The sequence below is a fragment of the Yinghuangia sp. ASG 101 genome, from assembly GCF_021165735.1.
In the GTDB taxonomy this organism is placed as follows: Bacteria; Actinomycetota; Actinomycetes; order Streptomycetales; family Streptomycetaceae; genus Yinghuangia.
Window position 1 is genome coordinate 3,051,617 of the sequence record NZ_CP088911.1, and the last position, 19,310, is coordinate 3,070,926.

Consider the following 19,310-nt stretch of genomic DNA (forward strand, 5'->3'; position numbering starts at 1 on the left):
CCACACCCCCCGCGCGACCTCGTCATTCGTCCGTGTCCAGCCCCCGATCAGGCGTGGCACCGTGTGGCGTCGAACGACTAGTGTTCGCCGCATGCCCGGCTACGACGACGACCTGCGCCTCGCCCACGTCCTCGCGGACGCCGCCGACGCGACCACGCTCGACCGGTTCAAGTCGCTCGATCTCCAGATCGAGACAAAGCCCGACATGACGCCGGTGAGCGATGCCGACAAGGCGGCGGAGGAGCTGATCCGCACGCAACTGGGCCGCGTGCGGCCGAGGGACGCCGTGCTGGGCGAGGAGTACGGCTCGACGGGCCACGGGCCGCGCCGCTGGGTCGTCGACCCGATCGACGGCACGAAGAACTTCGTGCGCGGCGTCCCCGTGTGGGCGACGCTGATCGCGCTCATGGACGGCGACGACGTCGTGGTGGGCCTCGCGTCGGCCCCCGCGCTCGGGCGTCGCTGGTGGGCGTCGCGAGGCGCGGGCGCGTTCACCGGGCGGAGCCTGACGCAGGCGTCGCGCATGCACGTCTCGCAGGTCGCCGAGATCGAGGACGCGTCGTTCGCGTACTCCAGTCTCGGCGGCTGGGAGGACCGCGGCGCCCTCGACGGCATGCTGGACCTCACGCGCGCGGTGTGGCGGAGCCGGGCGTACGGCGACTTCTGGTCGTACATGCTGGTGGCCGAGGGCGCGGTGGACATCTGCGCGGAGCCCGAGGTGAACCTGTGGGACCTCGCGGCGCTCTCGGTGATCGTGACGGAGGCCGGGGGCAGGTTCACGTCGCTCGACGGGGTGCCGGGGCCGGCCGGTGGGCACGCGGCGGCGTCGAACGGGCTGCTGCACGAGGATCTGCTCGGGTATCTGAACCAGCGCGGCTGATCGCGTTCGCACTCCGGGTGTCAAAAGCAAGAAATTCTCGGTAAATCCCGACAAAGCCTTCGCTGCTCGGCGGAGCCGTGTGACCATGAGACTAGACGCGCTTGTGCATTTGTGAATCGCTTCTCAAGCGCGGTCGTGACTCTCCGAGTCGATCACCGGTCCGACCCCATTCGCCCGACCGCTTCGGAGGTGGTGCGTCATGCTCGTTCGCGACGGCATGAGCACGATCATCCTGACCATCGGCCCGACCCACACACTCCGCACCGCCGCCCGGCGGATGGCGGCGCGGCACATCGGTGCCGCCGTCGTCATCGACCCCGACACCAGCGGGATCGGCATTCTGACCGAGCGCGACATCCTCATCTCCCTCGGCTCCGGCCAGGACCCCGACCGGGAGATCGCCGGGGACCACCTGACCTCGAACGTCGTCTTCGCGGCACCGCAGTGGACGCTGTCCGACGCCGCCGCCGCGATGACGCGCGGCAACTTCCGGCACCTGGTCGTCGTCGACGGCGACGACGTCGTCGGGATCATCTCGGTGCGCGACATCGTCCGGTGCGCGCTCCGGCAACGCGAGAGGGAACCGGCCACCGTCCTCGTGGGATGACGAGGGTGTCCGGCCGGGCCGAGGTCGATCGGCTCGGCCGGACACCGTGGTTGACGCCACGTCGGGGCGGTCTGGGGGGCCGGGCCCCGACGCGACGGGTTCATCGGGCGGGCGCCCGCGACGCATCGCGCCCGCGGTGTGCGGCCGTGGGGAGGCCGCCCGGGGTCACGCGCCGCGCAGCGCTTTGACCGCCGCCTCCAGCCGGTCGCCGTAGTCGCCGTCCGCCGCACGGAAGTTGCCGATCGCCCGCGCGACGATGTCGTCGCGCGAGACCCGCGCGAGCCCGCCCGCGAGGTTGTCGACCAGGCGCCCCTTCTCCTCCTCGGACATCAGCCGGTAGAGGTTGCCGGCCTGCACGAAGTCGTCGTCCTCGGCGTGTGCGGGCGCCGGGTGCGTCCCGGTCGGCCCGGAGACCGGCGTCGGCGCCCACAGCGGCTCGCCGGTCTCGTACGGCCCGCCGAAGCTGTTCGGCTCGTAGTTCCTGCCGCGGCCCGCCGCGTTGACCGCCATCGCGCCGTCCCGCCCGTGGTTGCGCGCGACGGTGGCGTGCGGGGCGTTGACCGCGAGCTGCGTGTGGTTGACGCCCAGGCGGTAGCGGTGCGCGTCGGCGTACGCGAACAGCCGGCCCTGCAGCATCTTGTCGGGCGACGGGCCGATCCCGGGCACGAAGTTCGCGGGGCTGAACGCGGCCTGCTCGACCTCGGCGAAGACGTTGTCGGGGTTGCGGTCCAGCACCAGGCGGCCGACCTCGATCAGCGGGTAGTCGGCGTGCGGCCACACCTTGGTCAGGTCGAACGGGTTGAACCGGTACGACGCCGCGTCCTCGACCGGCATGACCTGCACCTTGAGCGTCCATGACGGGAAGTCGCCGGCGTCGATCGCCTCGCGCAGGTCGCGCTGGTGCGAGTCGGGGTCGCCGCCCGCGAGGGCGTCGGCGTCGGCGGCCGAGAGGGTGCGGATGCCCTGGTCGGTCTTGAAGTGGTACTTGACCCAGAAGGCCCGGCCCTCGGCGTTGACCCACTGGTACGTGTGCGACGAGAAGCCGTCCATGTGCCGGTACGACGCCGGGATGCCGCGGTCCCCGAACAACCACGTGACCTGGTGGGTCGCCTCGGGCGACAGCGACCAGAAGTCCCAGACGTTGTCGGCCTCCTGGATGCCGGTGTACGGGTCGCGCTTCTGCGTGTGGATGAAGTCCGGGAACTTCGAGGGGTCCTTGATGAAGAAGACCGGCGTGTTGTTGCCGACCAGGTCGTAATTGCCCTGCTCGGTGTAGAACTTCAGCGCGAAACCGCGCGGGTCGCGGACCGCGTCGGCCGCGCCCAGGTTGCCGGCCACGGTCGAGAAGCGGGCGAACACCTCGGTGCGGCGGCCGGGTTCGTTCAGAAAGTGCGCCCGCGTGAACCGGCTGACGTCGGCGGTCACCTCGAAGTGGCCGTACGCGCCGGACCCCCGGGCGTGCACGACGCGCTCGGGAATGCGCTCGCGGTTGAACCGGGCGAGCTTCTCGAGCAGGTACTGGTCCTGGATCAACAGCGGGCCGCCGGGGCCCGCGGTGGCGCTGTTCTGGTTGTCGGCGACCGGCGCGCCCGACTCGGTGGTGAGGACGGCGCGCGAGCTGCGGTCGGACGGGCGGGACGGGGTGCCGGAGGTCATGGCGCTTCTCCTCTTCGGTTTCCGGGGCGCACGGCCCCGGGCCTGGGAACGGACACCAACCTAGTTCCTGTTTTAGACCTTGTCCAGTTCTGAATCTGGACTAGTTCCGAGTAAGCCGCCGCAGACAGCGCCGGGGGCCGCGAAGCACGCCCGGACGAACGCGCGGCCGACCGGGGGCAGCGCCGCGACCCCGCGCTCGCGCATCGCCGAATCCGCGGCCTTGAGCAGGCGAAGTGCCGTACGGTCGCGGTCGCGTCCCCGCGCCCGGGCCGGCAACGCGTACCCGGCGGCGGTGCGGCACGCGTGGTCGGGGTCGCGCAGCGCGGTCCGCAGCAGGACCGCGTCGTCGGCGAGGCCCAGCCCGCGCGCGAGTTCGTGCCCGAACCGCCGCAACTGCGGGGTGGGGGACGCCGCGAGGTCGCGCGCGCGGCCGTGGCGCCGGGCCGGAAGGTGCTCGGACCGGTAGGCGTCGCGGTACACGTCGAGGATGCGCTCCGAGCGGGCGCGCCCGCGCCGGGCGTCGAGGAGGGGGACGACGACCGCGGGCCTCCTCCCACAGCCGCCGCACCCCGTCCGACGCCACCGCACCCGCCATCGCGCCCGCCCCCTCACACGCCGCACCGGACCGACCGGCCTGCCGCACGTCGGGAAACCCTGTCGCCTCGGTGGACGCACGGGCGGACGCCCCGCCGGTACCGGCGTGTTCCGCCCGGGCCGCGGGCGGTTCACCTGGTTCGGGACACAACTCGGGTGGCAGGGACGGAAATCGTGTGCGTGGCTTCCGCGGATTTGTCGTTGCCGGGTCGTACGGTCCGCGCATGGCACTTCACACACATCGTCACGAACTCGGTCCGCACACCCCGGTGATCGGCGCCAAGGACAGCACGCAGTGCCCCAAGTGCGGGGCGACCGGCTACGACTGGCATCGGGAGCGGGATACCGGCGGGTGGGAGAACTGGTGTTCCAAATGCGGGTTCGCCGAATCGGGCAGTGGGTGACCGGTTCACGCACGTCCGGCTGATCCGGCCGTGAACCCCGCGCGATCGGTGGACCAAGCGCTTAGAAGGCGCTTGGTCCACGATCGCGCGGGGTTCACGAAGCCATTTCCTCCCGCAGCGCCACCAGCAACCTGCGGGCCCTGTCCGCCAGTTCCGGCGGCCCGTGGTCGATGACCGGGCCGCACCAGTGCTCCGCGCCCGCGACATCGCCCGCCTTGAGGGCGAGGACCACCAAGCGCATCGCCGCGCGGCCGTGTCCGCGGTCGGCCGCCGCGCGGAGCCACGGGTCGGCCCCCTTCGGGTCGCCGCGGCGGAGGTGGGTCAGCGCGAGGTTCCACGCGCCCGCCACGCTGCCCGCGTCGGCCGCCGCACGGAACCGCCGCGCGGCGGAGCCGTCCGCCCCTCTGCGGGCCAGCAGGACCCCGCAGCGCAGCATCGCGGGAACGTGGCCGTCGTCGGCGGCGACCGCGTACCAGTGCTCCGCGCCGTCGCGGTCGCCGAAGCGCGCCAGCAGGCCCGCGAGGCGGACGGCGGCGGTCGTCCGGCCCTCTCCGGCCGCTATGCGGTACGCGCGCACGGCCGCCTGCTCGTCCCCCCGCCGCTCGCGGATCAGCCCCAGTTGCAGCGCGGCGTCGGGGTGGCCGCCGTCGGCCGCGCGCGACCAGCACCGCTCGGCCGCCGCCTGGCTTTCGGGCGTCGACCGACGCGCGTAGAGAATCCCGAGGTTGTAGGCCCCGTCCAGGCTGCCGCCTTCGCTCGCGCGCGCGAACCAGGCCTCGGCCTCCTCCTCGTCGTCGCGTGCGAACAGCAGCCCGGCCAGCGCGTTGGCCGCCTCGGCGTGCCCGGCGTACGCGGCCATGCGGTACCAGCGCTCCGCCGCCGCGTCGTCGTCGCGCGCGGTGTGCAGCAGGCCGAGGTTGAACGCGCCGTTGGACTCCCCGGTGGCGGCGGCCCGTTCGTACCAGTGCGCGGCCTCGCCGTCGCGTCCCGCCGCCGCCAGCAGGGCGCCCAGGGCGTTCGCGGACGTACCGTCGCCCGCCTCGGCCGCACGCAGCCACCACTGCGCGGCGGCCTCGGCGTCACCGGCGTCCTGGCGCAGGAATCCGAGAGCGCGTGCCGCGTCGGCGTCGCCCTCCTCGGCGGCGAGGCGGTACCAGCCCTCGGCCTCGTCGACGTCTCCGGCGCGCTGGAGCAGCCGGGCGAGCCGGACCGCCGAGCCGATGTGCCCGCACGACGCCGCCCGCAAGTACCAGGCGGACGCGCCCCGTTCGTCGCCGCGCTCGTGGTTCAGGCAGCCCAGGCGGTACGCGGCCTCCGGGTGCCCCGCCTCCGCCGCGCGCCGGTACCAGCGCTCGGCGGACTCGTGCCCCTGCTGCTCGTGGTACTCGCCGAGCACCAGCGCGGCCCGGACGTGCCCGGCCTCGGCCGCGTTGCGCAGCCAGTACAGGGCCTGATTCAGGTCCTCGTTGTCGTGCGTGCCGGCCGTGTGCTGCTCCGCGACGCTGTCCAGCAGGAGCGCGCCCAGGGAGAACGCCGAGATCCGGCTGCCCGCCTCGGCCGCCCGGAACCACCAGCGCCGCGCTTCGGGGAAGCGCCCCTGACGGTGCATCAGCACACCGAGGTTGGTCGCGGCTCCGCGGTGCCCGGCCTCGGCCGCCCGGCGCAGCCACGCCTCGGCCTCGTCCTCCTCGCCGCGCCGCAGCAGCATCAGGCCGAGTCGGCTCGCGGCGGTCGCGTCGCGACCCGCGCGGTCGCGGTAGCGGCGTTCCAGCTCGGCCAGTTCGCGGCGGTCCAGGTCGTCGCCGGACGCCGCGGCCTCGCCGACGAGGCCCGCGTCGGACGCCCGGCGCGGGCGGAACGGCACCAACACCGCGTACTCGTCGGGCCGTTTGCCTCCGGGCGGGGCCGCGGACGACGCGAACGACGTGGGGAGCGGACCGGCCGACGCCCGCGCGCTGACACCGTCGAGCACGACGGTGTCGGGCCCCTCGGCGGCCGACTCGTGGGCGCCGTACGGGTCTTCACCCGGATTTCGGGCAGGGTCGACTGGCGGTCGCGCGGTCGCGCTCCGCTCTTCTCCGTGCCGCCGTGCCCCCATGCGTCCATCGTCGCATCAACCGAGGCACCCGTCAGGGTCGATTTCTCGATAGAAAGATGACAATGCGGTGTCGCAATGACGAAGGTCCGGTCACCATGTGGTGACCGGACCCTCATCAGTGGTAGCGGGGACAGGATTTGAACCTGCGACCTCTGGGTTATGAGCCCAGCGAGCTACCGAGCTGCTCCACCCCGCGTCGGTGGACACAACAGTACGGCACGACGCCCCCACCGCCAAATCGCTTTCCGGGCGGGCCCCAACCCGATCGAGCGACGGCACGGACGGCCGGTGCGCGGCACCGCCGAAACCCGGCGCGCCCGGGAGGCGTTCGTGCCGGGCGTCGCCGCGGCCGGACCCCGGCGCCGGCGACGCGGCCCGCGGCGCCCCGGAGTTGATCAAGCATCAGTTCCGGCCTACCGGCACGGACGGCCGCGTTCGGGGAACCCCTCGCGGCACCCCGCACGTGACCCCCAACACCCCTGCCCTGTGGGCCATTTGGGCATGATGTTCGTCACATCCAAAGGGCGTTTTCCCGAGAAAGCGAGATTTCCACGACCCCTGATCGCCCATCAGGTAATCGTCGAATCGATATATGACCGCACGATTGGGAGCGATTTGCTCCAACTATCCTGTGGCCTCTCGCCGCACCGCGACCCGCGGCGTGAAATCGACGTCACGATACGCGCGGACACCCCCACGCCGGCGTTCTCCGGAGGCGGGATCAGACGGTCACGCAGGGCCGCCGATGGGGTACCGTCTGCGTCGTGGTCATATCAGGAATGGACCATTCGAGCAGGCCGCGGCGGGTTCCGATCCCCGCGGTCGACGCGATGCGCGGCGGCACCGGCGAGCGGCTCGAACGGCACGTGGCTCTCCTCGGGCATGTCCAGGCTTCGGCCTCGGCCCCCGAGGCGTCCGGCGTTGCCGCGCGCGAGTCCGCGAGCATCATCCAGGAGCTGGCGCCGCGTACCGCACGGCCCAACCACCGTTTGGCCCGTGCGGTCCTCACCGCGCCCCTGCGCGGGCTGCGCCGCCGCATCGCCATCTGAGGAACCGCGCCACCGCAGCCCGACCCAGAACGCCACCGCGCCGACCGGTTTCCCCGGTCGGCGCGGCGTTTTTCGGCAGAAGATCGTCACCGTCACGGACGAAGCCCCGGCCCTGACCGGGGAGACGCCCACCGCGCGGACAAGCGGTCCGGCGAAGCGGTCGAGAAATCTTGCGCCCACCGAGCGACGAACTCCGCCCGAGGCCCCCGCACTTCTCGACCGCCTCGGGCCTGTTGCGGACCTTCGGCCATGTCGGCTCCATCGCGTCCTCCGCCATCACCGGCATGGTCTTCCACGACGAGGTGTCGGCGACCACGGGATCCACCTCATCGCGTGGATCATGATCGGCATCAGCCTCGGTGTCACCGCCCTCACCCTGGCCGCCAAGAGCCTGCGTACGCGGCCGGTCCCGCTGAGGCCGTGAGCACGCGGAGGGCCGACGCCTGAGGGGGTCGAGCCGGGGTTGGCGGTGGGCGACGGAGGACGGGAGAAGGTCGCCGAAAAGCATTCCGGCCGGAAATCCATGGGATTCCCGGCCGGACGTGGTAGCGGGGACAGGATTTGAACCTGCGACCTCTGGGTTATGAGCCCAGCGAGCTACCGAGCTGCTCCACCCCGCGTCGGTATGCCTTTACTCTACGCGATCCGCGCCGGTAACGCCAACCGGGTTGCCCCGAGGCCCCCGCACGAGGCGGAGAGCCCGGAACAACCCGGTCAGGCGCACTACCGACGGCCGGCCGCCGCTAGGGCGACGCCGGTGGCGACGTGGCCGGCGGCGGTGGTGACGAGCCACCCGCGGGTGGCGACGCCGTTGCCGAGGCCTCCGCCTGGGCGGCTCGGGCGACCGCCTCCGCGACACGCTTCTGCGCGTCCTGGTACGCCGCGAGGTCGCCGGCCTTCAGCGCGGCGTCCGCGTCCTCGATCGCCTTCTTCGCGTCGTCGAGGGCCTGCTTCACCGGCGGACTCTGCGGCGCCGGCGTCGTCGCGCCCGGCGCGGGCGTGGTCTGGCCCGGAGCCGGGGTCTGACCCGGCGGCTCGGCCGGGTTCTCCGGCGCCGTCGGTGTCCCCGGCGGGGTCGACGTCCCGGTGAACAGCGAACTCAGCGCCTCGTCGAGGCTGTTCTCGATGACCACCTTGTTGCCGAACGACGCGAGCACGCTTCTCATCAGCGGATAGCTGTTCGGCGTATTCGCCCGCACGTACACCGGTTCGACGTACAACATGCCCCCGCCCACCGGCAGGCTCAGCAAGTTGCCGAAGACGACTTGTGAACCACCGATCGAGAGCAGGTTGAGTTTCTCCGCGACCACTTGGTCCGACGTGAAGTTGTTCTGCACTTGTTCCGGACCCGGGATCTGCGTCTCCGTCGGCAGACTCAGAAGTCTGAACTTGCCGTAATCCGGGCCCGGTTCGGCGTTCACCGCCATGAACGCCGCGAGGTTCTGGCGTTCCTTCGGCACGAACGTCGTCGTGAGCTGGAACGACTGGTGCGTCTGCGCGGGCTGCCCGGTCCCGGGCGGTGTGCTCATCGACAGGTAGTACGGCGGCTGGTCACCGCTGCCCTGGCGCCCGCTGCTCGGGTCTCTCGGCACCTTCCAGAAGTCCGAGCCGTTGAAGAACGTCTTCGGGTCGGTGACGTGGTAGCGGGTCAGCAGTTCGCGCTGCACCTTGAACAGGTCCTGCGGGTAGCGCAGGTGGTCCATCAGCGCCGGCGAGATGTCCTCGTAGTTCTTGACGGTGCCGGGGAACGCCTTCTTCCAGGTCTTGAGGACCGGGTCGTCCTTGTCCCACTGGTAGAGCACGACCTTGCCGCTGTACGCGTCGACCGTGGCTTTCACCGAGTTGCGGATGTAGTTGACCTGCCCGGTGTTGCCGACGGTGCCGCGGTTGTCGTTCTGCCGCACCAGCTCGTCGGTCGTGGCCTCGCCCAGCGTCGTCCGCGTCGCGTACGGATAACCGTTCGTGGTCGTGTACGCGTCGACGATCCACAGGATGCGCCCGTCGACCACCGCCGGGTACGCGTCGCCGTCGATGGTGAGCCACGGCGCGACCGCCTCGACCCGTTCCTTCGGCGTGCGGTTGTAGAGGATCTTCGACTTCGAGTTGATCGAGTCGGACAACAGGATGTTGCCCTCGCCGAACTTCGTCGCGTAGAGCAGCTTGTTGAACGTCGAGCCGATCGGCACTCCGCCTTCGCCCTCGTACGTGTACACCTGCTGACCGGCGGCATCACTCGTCGGGTAGTCGATCTCCGTGGGCGCGGTGCCCTCGGGAGCGCCGACGATGGAGTACTCGGTGGTCTTCTCGCCGAAGTAGATGCGCGGCTCGTAGTGGCCGATCGTGCCCGAGCCGTCCGGCGTGATGTCCTTGTCCAGGAACTCCGGGTAGCCCTCGTCCGCGATCGTGTCGCCCTTCGCCGCGACCGCACCGTACCCGTGGGTGTACTTGGTGTGGTCGTTGACCCAGTTTCGGGTCTGGCCGCCGTTGGGGTTCAGCTCGCGCAGCGCGATGACCGTGTCGGTCGTCTGGCCGTTGACCTTGTACCGGTCGACGTCCAGCGACGTGGCGAACCCGTAGTACTGCCGCAGCTGCTGGAGCTGCTGGAAGGTCGGGCCGACCACGTTCGGGTCGAGAAGGCGGATGCTGGCCACCGTGGTCGCCTCGGTCTTGAGCCCGGGCGCGATGTCGGTCTTGCCGACGTACCCCTCGGCCTCGACGTCCGCGATGTTGTACGCGTCGCGCGTCGCCTCGATGTTGCGCTGGATGAACTTCTGTTCCTTGGCCTGCTGGTTCGGCTTGACCTGGAACCGCTCGACGATGAACGGGTAGAGCCCGCCGATCAGGATCGCCGACAGCACCATCAGGCCGAAACCGACGATCGGCAGCGCCCACGTGCGCCGGAAGACGTTGACGAAGAACAGCACCGCGCAGATCAGCGCGACGATGAACAGGATCGTTTTGGCCGGCAGGACGGCGTTGGCGTCGGTGTAGCGCAACCCGGTGAACTCGGTCGCGTCCTTGAAGTCACCGGAGTGGACGGCGAGCGAATACCGGTCCAGCCAGTAGGCGATGGCCTTCAGCAGGACGAACAGGCCGAGCAGCAGCGACAGGTGGGCCTGCGCGGCCGGGGTCGCGCGCGCGCCGGGGCTCTGCACGCGCAGGCCGCCGTACAGGTAGTGCGTCAGCACCGCGACGACCAGGCCGACGACGACCGCGACGAAGCCGAAGTTCACCAGGAATCGGTAGAACGGCAGTTCGAACGCGTAGAACGAGACGTCCTTGTGGAACTGCGGGTCCTTGACCCCGAAGGACACGCCGTGCACGAATTGCAGCCACGTGCCCCAGTGGCCCGATGCCGACGTGCCGGCGATGACGCCGACGATCAGCGACAGGCCGACCAGGATCCACATGCGGAACGGCGCGATGGCCGAGCGGTAGCGGTCGAGGCTCTGCTGCTCCATCGACATGCCGCGGAACGCCGGGCGCAGTCGGTACGCGAAATAGATGTTCAGACCGACGGCGGCGGCCATGAGCAGGCCGAACACCACGAACAGTCCGAGGCGCGTCCACAGCTTGGTCCGGAAGACCCCGCCGTAACCGACCGATTTGTACCAGAGCCACTCCGTCCAGAAATTCGCGAACAGCACCCACGCGACACCCACCACCACGAGGATGGCCAGCGTCAGCAGGAGTGTTCGCAGTCTGCGGGACGGGGCTCCCAATCTGATGCGGCGACCACCTGGGTCGCCGCGTTCGGGCATCTGAAAAACCAAGGGTGCGCACCTCGATCATTACCTGGTTGCGCCCGGTCGGCGCTCGACTCGTCAACTTACCGAGCCCCGGCATGGTTCCCCACCGGCCCCTCGGAACCACCGGGGGCAGGGGCGGCGAAGCCCCTGCTTGCCGACATCGTGGGCGGGCGGTACCGACATGATGGGGTCATGACCGTTGCACTGACCCAGGCCGTCGTCGAGATCGAACGCCACGTCGCGGCGCTCGGGTGGGACCAGCCCGCCCGACTGTACGCGCTCGTGGACACCGCCGCTCTGGTCCGCTCGGAACCACAGCTGGCGAAAGAGCTCGGCCTCGCGGCCGAGGAAGGGACACCGAGCACCCTGACCCCCGTCGAGCAGGACGAGATCCCGGTCGAGACGCCGGTCGACGAGTTCCTGGCCGGTATCGCGTGGCCGGATCCGGTGCTCGGCTGCGCGATCGTGCTGGAGCGCCTGATGCTGCCGCCCGCCGCCGAGGCCGAGATGCCGGCCTCCGGGAGCGACGAGGAGATCGCCGCGTGGGTGGCAGCGCGCCCGGACCGCCAGGAGGTGCGCATCGCGGTGGGGGTGCTGCGCGACGGCAGCCGCGAGTCGGTGCTGCGGTTGCGCGAGAAGGACACCGACACCGAGGTGCTGTCGGGGTCCGACCTGGTGCCGGGGCTCGCGGAGGCGCTGCGGGCGACCTTCGCGTGACGGTGTCGGGCGGGCGGGTCCGCGCCGTCAGCTCGGGCACTCGGTCAGGGTGCCCTGCCCGGTGCGGATCACGTCGAGTGCGGCGACCGCCTCGTCCAGGGTCTGGACCGAGACGAGGGTGAGCCCGCCGGGCTTGTCCTGGGCGGCCTCGGTGCAGTTGCCCTTCGGGGTGAGGAAGTACTTCGCGCCCGCCCGCTTGGCGGCGATCGTCTTCATCTGGACGCCGCCGATCGGGCCGACGTTGCCGTCGTCGTCGATCGTCCCGGTGCCGGCGACGAACTTGCCGCCGGTGAGGTCGCCGGGCTCCAGCGTGTCGATGATGCCGAGCGCGAACATCAGGCCCGCGCTGGGGCCGCCGACGTCCTCCAGGTGGATCGTCACCTGGAAGGGGAACTTCGGCAGGATGCCGGGGGTGATGCCGACGACCGGGCGGCCGTTGTCCTCGGCGGCGACGGTGCCGACCGTGACGGTCCGCTGGGTGCCGCGCGCGTCGGCCGGGTCTACCACGAACGTGATGGGCTCGCCCACCGCGTGCCGGGTGATCGCGGCGCCAACCTCGTCGGGCGTGTGCACCGGGGTGCCGTCGACGGAGACGATGATGTCGCCCGCGTGCAGGTGACCGGTCGCGGGCATGTCCTTGGCCACCGTCGCGACGACGATCTGCTCCTCGATGGGGATGCCGAGCTTCCGGAACGCGGCGATCTTCGCGTGCTCCTGCGACGAGGTGAACTCCTCGGCGTTCTCCTGCTCAACTTCCTTCTCGGTCTTGTCGTCGGGGTAGAGGTCGCTCTTCGGCACGACGTCGGCGTCGCCCTTGACCCAGCCGACGAAGGCGGTGAGCAGCGGCATGTCGTAGCTCTTGCTGGTCACCGACACCGTCGTCATGTTCAGGTGCCCGGACGCGGGGTAGGTCTGCGCGCCGACGACCTCGATGACGGGTTTGCCCCGGTAGTCGCCGAGGGTGTTGACGGTCGGACCGGGCGTGAGTTCGCCGTACGGGACCTTGGTGAACGCGGCGGCACACGCGAGGGCTATGAACAAGAGGCCGGTGACGACCAAGGTGGCGGTACGACGCGACATGGCGGCGAGACTACGGCACGTCGCGGTGTGCGGCGGCGCGGGGCTCGGCGGCGTTCGGGTCCTCGGGGAAGTTGCGGCGGTCGGCTTCCCACTCGGTGGCGCCGCCGGCCCGGCGGTTCTTCGGACGCCTCCCGGCGGGGTCGGTGCGCGGCCGGTCGGCGTTTTCGGGCGGGGTGTGCTTCCCGGCGGGGCGTTTCGACGGGGCCTCGGCCGACTCGCCGTGGACGACGCGGGTCAGGGTGGCCTGGAAGTGCTCGTAGTGGGCGACCGATTCGCGCATACCCATGGGTTTCGGCGTGCGCCCGCGCCACATCGTCCAGATGACGACACCCACCAGTGCCACCGCCGGGATCGCCCACCAGCCCGCGATCGACGCCATGCCGCACCCCCGCCCGAACACCCAACGGAATAGTGCGACAAGCGTATCCATGGGTCATCCGGGTCGCATGTCGGAATATGCGCGTACGTCCGGCCTCGCACCGCCGGTCACGCCCGCGGCGTCAGCAGGAGCCGACCCACTCCGACGAGCCGTCGGCGAAGTGCTGGTGCTTCCAGATCGGCACCTCGTGCTTGAGGGTGTCGATCAGGCGGCGGCACGCGTCGAACGCCTCGCCCCGGTGCGGGCAGGCCACCGCCACGATCACCGCGATGTCGCCGATTCCGAGGCGGCCGACGCGGTGCACGGCCGCCAGGGCCGCGACGGGGAAGTCCGCGGCGACCTTCTCCGCGATCCGGCGCAGCTCGTCGACCGCGCTCGGGTGCGCGGAATACTCCAGCGCCGTCACGCCCTTGCCGCCGTCGTGGTCCCGCACGGTGCCGACGAACAGGTCGATCCCGCCCGCGGCGCTGTCGCCGACGGCCGCGTGGACCTCGTCGAGCGAGAGCGGCGTCTCGCGAATGTCCAGCAAACGGATCACATCGGTGCCCATGCGCGTGCCCTCCAGTTGCCCCAGTGCCGATCCGGCGCGCCGTCCCCCTTTCGGCGCAGTATGCCCCGAGCCCCGGCCCGGGCCCTACGGCGGGACCGGCCCGCGACGGCCCCCCGCCGACCGGAATCGACCACGGGTGATTCCGGTCGGCGACCGTGTGCGACGGAATCATGCCCTGAGGCGAGCGCCCGGCGTGCGCGTCAGATCCCGCGCCGCTTGCGCACCTTCCGCACGATGGCCGCCGTACCGATGAGGGCGACCGTCGCACCGGCGGCGCCCAGCGTCGTGGCGTCCTTGCGGCCCAGGCGGCGCGCGACCAGCGCATGGCGCCCGGCGACCTCCTCCAGCAGCGAGGAGAACGCCAGCTCGTTCGTCCACAGCGGACTCCAGCCCGCGTCCCGCAGACGCGTCGACGGCACCACCCAGCCGTGCATCGCGTACGCGAGGTCGCCCGCCGGCGCCGGGGTCAGGCCCAGCCGGTGCAGGCGCTCCGCGGTACCGAGCGCGAGGGTCGCGGGCAGCTCCATGCGGCGCATGCCCGACAGCTCCTCGATGTCCTCCTGCTCCAGCCAGCCGTCGCAGCCGACCGTGACGACGCCCTCGACCTTGCCGAGCGCCGCGTACACCAAAGCCTCGGCCAGGTCGTCGACGTGGCAGAACTGCCACTTCGGCTGGCTGCCGGAGACGACCAGCAGGCGCGGCGCCTCGAAGTGGCGGGTCAGGACGCTGTCCGCCTCGGGGCCGCCGACCAGCGTCGCCGGGCGGACCACCGTCACGCTGAGCGCGCGGTGGGACTTCGGCGCGCGGGCGGCCAGTTCCTCGATCTCCAGAAGGTCGCCGACCAGCGAGGCGTCGGCGGTCGCCTTGAGCGGGGCGTCCTCGTCGAGCGGCGTCTCGTTCTCCGGCAGCGCGCCGTAGACCATCGCCGACGTGCACAGCACGACGCGCGGCACCCCGGCCGCCGCGGCCGCGGTCAGGACCGTCTGGGTGCCGCGCACATTGCGGGCGCCGCGCGCCCGGGGCTCGGAGTCGAGTGACAGGTCGAGCGCGAGGTGGACGACGACGTCGACGCCTTCGAGCCGGCCGGCCAGCGCGGGGTCGCGGACGTCCATGATCCGCCACTGCGCGCCGGGGATGTCGCCGCGCCGCTCGTCGATCGCGACCAGACGTTTGACGTGCTCGTTCTCGGACAGGAGCAGCGCCAGGCGATGCCCCATTCCGGAGGCCGCGCCGGTGACCGCCACAACCGGGCGCGCACCCGGACCCATTCCGCGTCGGGGGCTCTCGATGTCGTCCTCCTGGAGCCTGTCGGCCGTCCGGTCCCGCCCACTCCGCCCAGAGCGAACGTGCGGAGGCTGGGAACTCACTGACCGCCTCCCGTGGTTAGTTTGGTAGGTGCGGGGCCCGCCCGCGTTCCCCGCGTTTGTCAAGGAGGACGCGTCCGGAAAGCCCGCATGAGACGCAGCATCCGCAAACCATCCTGCCCGAGGTGTGGCCATGACCATGACACGAGGCGCCCCGTCGCGCTCCGACCGGTCCTCTGCCCGGCCTGCGGGCCTGGTCAGACAAGGTGGGGCGGGCCGTGCAGGCGTCCGCTCCCAACCCCCCGGTGACGGGGGTCGGCACGGAGGTTGTCATGGGTGACTTCCCCTTCGGTTTCGGCAAGCCGTCGGGCGGCGGTGATCCCGAGCGTCGCGACCCTGATTCCTCCGACGCGTCAGGCGGGTCCGGAAGTTCCCCGGGCTTCGGATCCGGCGGCGCCAGCGGGTCCGGGGGTTCGGGCGGCTCGGGCGGCGGCAAGGGTCCGGGCGGACCGGACGGGCCGTTCGGTCCGGGCGGGGGCTTCGATCCGTTCGGCGGTGACCCGAACAACCCGTTCGGGGCGCTGTTCGGCAACATGAACCCGGCGGACATCGGCGCCGCGTTCCAGCAGCTCGGCAAGCTGCTGTCGTACGAAGGCGGGCCGGTCAACTGGGACCTCGCCCACGATATCGCCCGGCAGACCGTGGCCCAGAAGGGCGGCGACTCCAGCGTCGGCCACGTCGACCGCACCGCGGTCGAGGAGGCCGTGCGGCTCGCCGAGCTGTGGCTGGACGAGGCGACGCCGCTGCCGTCCGGTGCCTCGACGACGCTCGCGTGGAGCCGCGCGGAGTGGATCGAGGCGACCCTTCCGCAGTGGAAGGAACTGGTCGAGCCGCTGGCCACGCGCGTCGTGAGCGCGATGGGCGACATGATGCCCGACGAGATGCAGCAGATGGCCGGTCCGCTGATCGGCATGATGCGCGGCATGGGCGGCGCGATGTTCGGGGCGCAGGTCGGGCAGGCACTCGGCGCGCTGGCCGGCGAGGTCGTCGGATCCGCCGACATCGGCCTGCCGATCGGCCCGGCCGGGCGAGCGGCCCTGCTCCCGACGAACCTCGCGGCGTTCGGCGACGGCCTCGGCCTTCCGCAGGACGAAGTACGCCTGTACCTCGCGCTGCGCGAGGCCGCCCACCAGCGGTTGTTCGCCCACGTGCCGTGGCTGCGGCAGCACCTCTTCGGCGCGGTCGACGCGTACGCGCGCGGTATCAAGGTCGACATGAGCCGCCTGGAGGAAGCCGCCGGGCGCATCGACCCGACCAACCCGGAGGCGCTGCAGGAGGCGTTCACCCAGGGCCTGTTCGAGCCTGAGGAGACACCCGAGCAGAAGGCGGCGCTGGCTCGGCTGGAGACCGCGCTCGCGCTGGTCGAGGGCTGGGTGGACGCGGTGGTGCACGCCGCCGCCGCGCCGCGCCTCCCGTCCGCGGCGGCCCTCCGCGAGACCCTGCGGCGGCGGCGCGCGACGGGCGGGCCGGCCGAGCAGACGTTCGCGACGCTGGTCGGTCTCGAACTGCGTCCCCGCCGCCTGCGCGACGCGTCGCGGCTGTGGGCGTCGCTCGCCGACGCCCGGGGCACGGACGGGCGCGACGCCCTGTGGGCGCACCCGGACATGCTTCCGACCGCGGCGGACCTCGACGATCCGGACGGATTCGTCCACCGCGAGGAGCTGGACCTGTCCGGGCTGACCGCGCAACTGGACGCCGACCTCGAGAAGCTGGGCGACGACGGCACGCCGGGCGGCGACAAGGGCGGCGCGACCGAACGCGACAAGCGCGACGACGGGAAGAAGGACGACGGCGACGAGGCGTGAGGCCCGGTCGGTCGCGGGCCGCCCGGGCGCGGAGCGGCGCGGTTGTCTTGGGGTGCGCCGGGGCGCACGCGTACTGGCGCGTGTGTGATCGCGACTGCCGCACGGGCCCGTGTTCGCGCGGGTCTGGGTGCCTGCCGGAACGCGCGGCGGGTGTCCGGGACGCCGCCCCGCGCGCGGTGCGGTCCGTGCCCGGCGGGAGCCGGAGGGGCCGCGGGTGCGGCAGGCTGTGCGCATGACTTCGTCCGCGACCACGACATCGTCCGCCTCGCTGTATGACGACGCCCGCCGCGTCCTCGCGAACTGGCGGGCCCCCGACGCCGCTCAGGCGCGGCTGCGCGACGCGTACCTCGCGCACTTGGACACGTTCGCGGACGGGGTGTGGCGGTCGCGTACCGAGGGCCACATCACGGCCAGTGCGCTGGTGGTCGATCCGTCGCGGAGGCGGGTCCTGCTGACGCTGCATCCGAAGGTCGGGCTGTGGCTGCAGACCGGCGGGCACTGCGAGGAGGCCGACGCCACGCTCGCCGGTGCGGCACTCCGCGAGGCGGTCGAGGAGTCGGGCATCGCCGATCTGACGCTGCGTCCCGAACCGGTGTGGCTCGACCGGCACGATGTGCGCTGCGGCGGCCCCGACCGGTGGAGCGTGCACTACGACGTCGAGTTCGTCGCGGTCGCGGCGCCGGACGCGACGGCACACATCAGCGAGGAGTCGCTCGACCTGCGGTGGTTCGACTACGACGCCCTGCCCGGGAAGACGGACGACGCGGTGCGCACGCTCGTCCGCCGCGCGGCGGCACTGCTCGGCTGACGCGAGGGGGCGGCTCGTCCGCGCTCTACGGACGGCGTCACACGCGCATCACGCACGCGGGGCGTGCACCGAGATCGGTGCACGCCCCGCGGTGGCGCCGCGCGTCTTGGGGCCGGGTCAGCTGCCCCAGGTGTTGCCGCGCATGCCCTGCTGGCCCAGGCCGCGGTTGGCCAGGTAGCCGCCCGCGTCGGTGAACGACGTCGGGGGCAGCAGCTCGCTCGGCTGCACGATGACGTAGCCCTGGCCCTGGAAGCTCAGGTTCCAGCCCTCGCCGGTGCCGCCGCGGCGGCTCCACACGCGCTGCGACGTGGTCTGCGCCTCCATGCGCGTCACGAGGCCGGCGCTCCACGCGATGACCGCGTCGGCGTCCGCGAAGCATTCCTGCTGCGGCGTGACCTGCATGACCAGCGGCTTGCCCGACGTCATGACGGCCACCTTGCCGGTGCCGCCGACTTCGAGGTTGTAGCCGCCCGCGCCCGCGATGCCGTGTTCGCTCTCGATGCGGACGACGTTCCAGCTCAGCGTCGAGTCGAGGGCCAGCACGTACTGGCCGTCCACGGTCAGGCCCTCGTTGTTGAGGTCGAGCACGTGGATCGCCTGCGCCATGTTGGCCAGGAACACCGTCCCGTTGCCGCTGCACCGCATGAGGTTGAGCTGCTCGCCGGTCTGGTGCGCGGCGTGGCGCTCGCCGGCCGCCTGCAGGTGCCCGTCGAAGTCGACGCCGCCGGTGAAGGCGACCATCGTGCCCTTGCGGGCCAGAACCTCGCGGTTCTGCTGGCCGAGCAGGACCCGCAGCATCTGGTGGTTCTGGAGCGACCAGCGGTCCTGCGACTGGATCTCGGTGTAGCCGAACAGTGAACTCTGCATGATCTCTCCCCCGCTCAGCCGCGGATGTGGAAGCGGTCGGTGGAGTCCTCCGACGGCTGGACGACGACGAAGCCGGAGCCGGTGAAGGCCACCTGCATCGCCTCGCCGGTACCGCGGCCGACCAGCGCGCCGATGCGGGCCGAGCGCTTGCTCTTGATGCGCAGACCGGTCGACCAGGCGACCAGCGCGTCGGGGTCGACGCACGTCTCCTGCTCCGACGGGTTGAGCACGACCGGCGTGCCTTGCGTCGTGATCGCGACCCAGCCGTGTCCGGCGAGTTCGATGTTGGTCATGCCGTTGCCGCTGAACTTGTTGGCGATCCCGGAGACCCAGCCGATCGACTTCGTCAGCGTCGCGTCGAACGCGAGGATGTTGGCGCCGTTGACCGAGATGCCGTTGCCCTGGAGCTGCAGCATGACAACGTCGGCGCCGTAGTCGGCGAGGTACAGGTCGCCCTGCCCCTGGCACTGCATCAGCGCCAGTTGCTCGCCCGCCGCGCGTCCGCGCACGCGGTTGCCCCGGCTCTCGCGGTACGGCATGAAGTTGATGAAGCCGGTGTAGGCGATCATCGAGCCCTGCTTGGCGAACAGGTCCTGGCCCTGCTGCATGGTCACGCGGCAGATCTTGTTGCCGTGCGGGCTCATCCGTGCGATCGGCGCCTGCTGGCCGTACGCGGACATCATCGTCTGCTGGTCCATGATCC

The 19,310-nt window shown here is 71.6% G+C and carries 17 protein-coding genes and 2 tRNA genes; 7 read left to right on the top strand and 12 right to left on the bottom strand.

What is annotated here, in order from left to right:
• The first annotated feature begins 91 nt into the window (after window positions 1–91).
• Window positions 92–880: a histidinol-phosphatase gene (gene hisN, locus LO772_RS12720; protein WP_231778515.1), complete on the top strand. Its 789-nt coding sequence runs from the start codon at window positions 92–94 to the stop codon at window positions 878–880.
• 199 nt (window positions 881–1,079) lie between these two features.
• On the top strand, window positions 1,080–1,487 hold the full coding sequence (locus tag LO772_RS12725; protein WP_231778516.1) for a CBS domain-containing protein: 408 nt from the start codon (window positions 1,080–1,082) through the stop codon (window positions 1,485–1,487).
• A 165-nt stretch (window positions 1,488–1,652) separates the two neighbouring features.
• On the opposite strand, the gene LO772_RS12730 is transcribed toward LO772_RS12725, so the two are convergent.
• The gene (locus tag LO772_RS12730; RefSeq protein WP_231778517.1) at window positions 1,653–3,143 is read right to left on the bottom strand and encodes a catalase; all 1,491 of its coding nucleotides are present in this window, start codon (window positions 3,141–3,143) and stop codon (window positions 1,653–1,655) included.
• 72 nt (window positions 3,144–3,215) lie between these two features.
• Window positions 3,216–3,623, bottom strand: a complete 408-nt coding sequence (locus LO772_RS12735; RefSeq protein ID WP_231778518.1) for a hypothetical protein — start codon at window positions 3,621–3,623, stop codon at window positions 3,216–3,218.
• Between the two features lie 338 nt (window positions 3,624–3,961).
• Between LO772_RS12735 and LO772_RS12740 the strand changes: the two genes are divergently transcribed.
• Window positions 3,962–4,141 (top strand): hypothetical protein, encoded by a 180-nt coding sequence (locus tag LO772_RS12740; protein ID WP_231778519.1) that lies wholly within the window; start codon window positions 3,962–3,964, stop codon window positions 4,139–4,141.
• Window positions 4,142–4,235: 94 nt separating this feature from the next.
• Here LO772_RS12740 and LO772_RS12745 read toward each other — a convergent pair whose 3' ends face one another.
• Together LO772_RS12745 and LO772_RS12750 are read right to left on the bottom strand one after the other, a co-directional pair.
• Window positions 4,236–6,239, bottom strand: a complete 2,004-nt coding sequence (locus LO772_RS12745) for a tetratricopeptide repeat protein (protein ID WP_231778520.1) — start codon at window positions 6,237–6,239, stop codon at window positions 4,236–4,238.
• Window positions 6,240–6,358: 119 nt separating this feature from the next.
• Window positions 6,359–6,435 (bottom strand) — tRNA-Met (locus LO772_RS12750).
• Between the two features lie 568 nt (window positions 6,436–7,003).
• Between LO772_RS12750 and LO772_RS12755 the strand changes: the two genes are divergently transcribed.
• Complete coding sequence (locus LO772_RS12755; protein ID WP_231778521.1) at window positions 7,004–7,288, top strand: hypothetical protein; 285 nt, start codon at window positions 7,004–7,006, stop codon at window positions 7,286–7,288.
• Window positions 7,289–7,831: 543 nt separating this feature from the next.
• Here LO772_RS12755 and LO772_RS12760 read toward each other — a convergent pair.
• Both LO772_RS12760 and LO772_RS12765 read right to left on the bottom strand, forming a co-directional pair.
• Window positions 7,832–7,908, bottom strand: a tRNA-Met gene (locus LO772_RS12760).
• A 123-nt stretch (window positions 7,909–8,031) separates the two neighbouring features.
• Window positions 8,032–11,049: a UPF0182 family membrane protein gene (locus tag LO772_RS12765; protein ID WP_231778522.1), complete on the bottom strand. Its 3,018-nt coding sequence runs from the start codon at window positions 11,047–11,049 to the stop codon at window positions 8,032–8,034.
• Between the two features lie 180 nt (window positions 11,050–11,229).
• Between LO772_RS12765 and LO772_RS12770 the strand changes: the two genes are divergently transcribed.
• A complete protein-coding gene (locus LO772_RS12770; RefSeq protein WP_231778523.1) occupies window positions 11,230–11,754 on the top strand; it encodes a PPA1309 family protein in 525 nt (174 codons plus the stop codon).
• Window positions 11,755–11,781: 27 nt separating this feature from the next.
• Here LO772_RS12770 and LO772_RS12775 read toward each other — a convergent pair whose 3' ends face one another.
• The 4 genes from LO772_RS12775 to LO772_RS12790 form a co-directional block, all read right to left on the bottom strand.
• The gene (locus LO772_RS12775) at window positions 11,782–12,834 is read right to left on the bottom strand and encodes a YlbL family protein (RefSeq protein ID WP_231778524.1); all 1,053 of its coding nucleotides are present in this window, start codon (window positions 12,832–12,834) and stop codon (window positions 11,782–11,784) included.
• 10 nt (window positions 12,835–12,844) lie between these two features.
• The gene (locus LO772_RS12780; protein WP_231778525.1) at window positions 12,845–13,213 is read right to left on the bottom strand and encodes a hypothetical protein; all 369 of its coding nucleotides are present in this window, start codon (window positions 13,211–13,213) and stop codon (window positions 12,845–12,847) included.
• Between the two features lie 121 nt (window positions 13,214–13,334).
• Window positions 13,335–13,763 carry a molybdenum cofactor biosynthesis protein MoaE gene (locus tag LO772_RS12785; RefSeq protein WP_231778526.1) on the bottom strand — a complete coding sequence of 143 codons (429 nt, stop codon included), beginning with the start codon at window positions 13,761–13,763 and terminating at the stop codon, window positions 13,335–13,337.
• 200 nt (window positions 13,764–13,963) lie between these two features.
• Window positions 13,964–15,130 (bottom strand): NAD-dependent epimerase/dehydratase family protein, encoded by a 1,167-nt coding sequence (locus LO772_RS12790; protein WP_443089404.1) that lies wholly within the window; start codon window positions 15,128–15,130, stop codon window positions 13,964–13,966.
• A 269-nt stretch (window positions 15,131–15,399) separates the two neighbouring features.
• Between LO772_RS12790 and LO772_RS12795 the strand changes: the two genes are divergently transcribed.
• Window positions 15,400–16,932: a zinc-dependent metalloprotease gene (locus LO772_RS12795; protein ID WP_231778528.1), complete on the top strand. Its 1,533-nt coding sequence runs from the start codon at window positions 15,400–15,402 to the stop codon at window positions 16,930–16,932.
• A 232-nt stretch (window positions 16,933–17,164) separates the two neighbouring features.
• Window positions 17,165–17,740 carry an NUDIX hydrolase gene (locus LO772_RS12800; RefSeq protein WP_231778529.1) on the top strand — a complete coding sequence of 192 codons (576 nt, stop codon included), beginning with the start codon at window positions 17,165–17,167 and terminating at the stop codon, window positions 17,738–17,740.
• A gap of 117 nt (window positions 17,741–17,857) precedes the next feature.
• Here the strand turns inward: LO772_RS12800 and LO772_RS12805 are convergent, their stop codons facing one another.
• Window positions 17,858–18,607 (bottom strand): AIM24 family protein, encoded by a 750-nt coding sequence (locus tag LO772_RS12805; protein ID WP_231778530.1) that lies wholly within the window; start codon window positions 18,605–18,607, stop codon window positions 17,858–17,860.
• A 14-nt stretch (window positions 18,608–18,621) separates the two neighbouring features.
• Window positions 18,622–19,305 carry an AIM24 family protein gene (locus LO772_RS12810; protein WP_231778531.1) on the bottom strand — a complete coding sequence of 228 codons (684 nt, stop codon included), beginning with the start codon at window positions 19,303–19,305 and terminating at the stop codon, window positions 18,622–18,624.
• Window positions 19,306–19,310: the final 5 nt, after the last annotated feature.

Bases quoted from the DNA above. Each gene is read 5' to 3' on its own strand.
- hisN (WP_231778515.1), top strand. From the start codon at position 92: ATGCCCGGCTACGACGACGACCTGCGCCTCGCCCACGTCCTCGCGGAC.
- LO772_RS12725 (WP_231778516.1), top strand. From the start codon at position 1,080: ATGCTCGTTCGCGACGGCATGAGCACGATCATCCTGACCATCGGCCCG.
- LO772_RS12730 (WP_231778517.1), bottom strand. From the start codon at position 3,143: ATGACCTCCGGCACCCCGTCCCGCCCGTCCGACCGCAGCTCGCGCGCC.
- LO772_RS12740 (WP_231778519.1), top strand. From the start codon at position 3,962: ATGGCACTTCACACACATCGTCACGAACTCGGTCCGCACACCCCGGTG.
- LO772_RS12745 (WP_231778520.1), bottom strand. From the start codon at position 6,239: ATGGGGGCACGGCGGCACGGAGAAGAGCGGAGCGCGACCGCGCGACCG.
- LO772_RS12765 (WP_231778522.1), bottom strand. From the start codon at position 11,049: ATGCCCGAACGCGGCGACCCAGGTGGTCGCCGCATCAGATTGGGAGCC.
- LO772_RS12770 (WP_231778523.1), top strand. From the start codon at position 11,230: ATGACCGTTGCACTGACCCAGGCCGTCGTCGAGATCGAACGCCACGTC.
- LO772_RS12775 (WP_231778524.1), bottom strand. From the start codon at position 12,834: ATGTCGCGTCGTACCGCCACCTTGGTCGTCACCGGCCTCTTGTTCATA.
- LO772_RS12780 (WP_231778525.1), bottom strand. From the start codon at position 13,213: ATGGCGTCGATCGCGGGCTGGTGGGCGATCCCGGCGGTGGCACTGGTG.
- LO772_RS12785 (WP_231778526.1), bottom strand. From the start codon at position 13,763: ATGGGCACCGATGTGATCCGTTTGCTGGACATTCGCGAGACGCCGCTC.
- LO772_RS12795 (WP_231778528.1), top strand. From the start codon at position 15,400: ATGGGTGACTTCCCCTTCGGTTTCGGCAAGCCGTCGGGCGGCGGTGAT.
- LO772_RS12800 (WP_231778529.1), top strand. From the start codon at position 17,165: ATGACTTCGTCCGCGACCACGACATCGTCCGCCTCGCTGTATGACGAC.
- LO772_RS12805 (WP_231778530.1), bottom strand. From the start codon at position 18,607: ATGCAGAGTTCACTGTTCGGCTACACCGAGATCCAGTCGCAGGACCGC.
- LO772_RS12810 (WP_231778531.1), bottom strand. From the start codon at position 19,305: ATGGACCAGCAGACGATGATGTCCGCGTACGGCCAGCAGGCGCCGATC.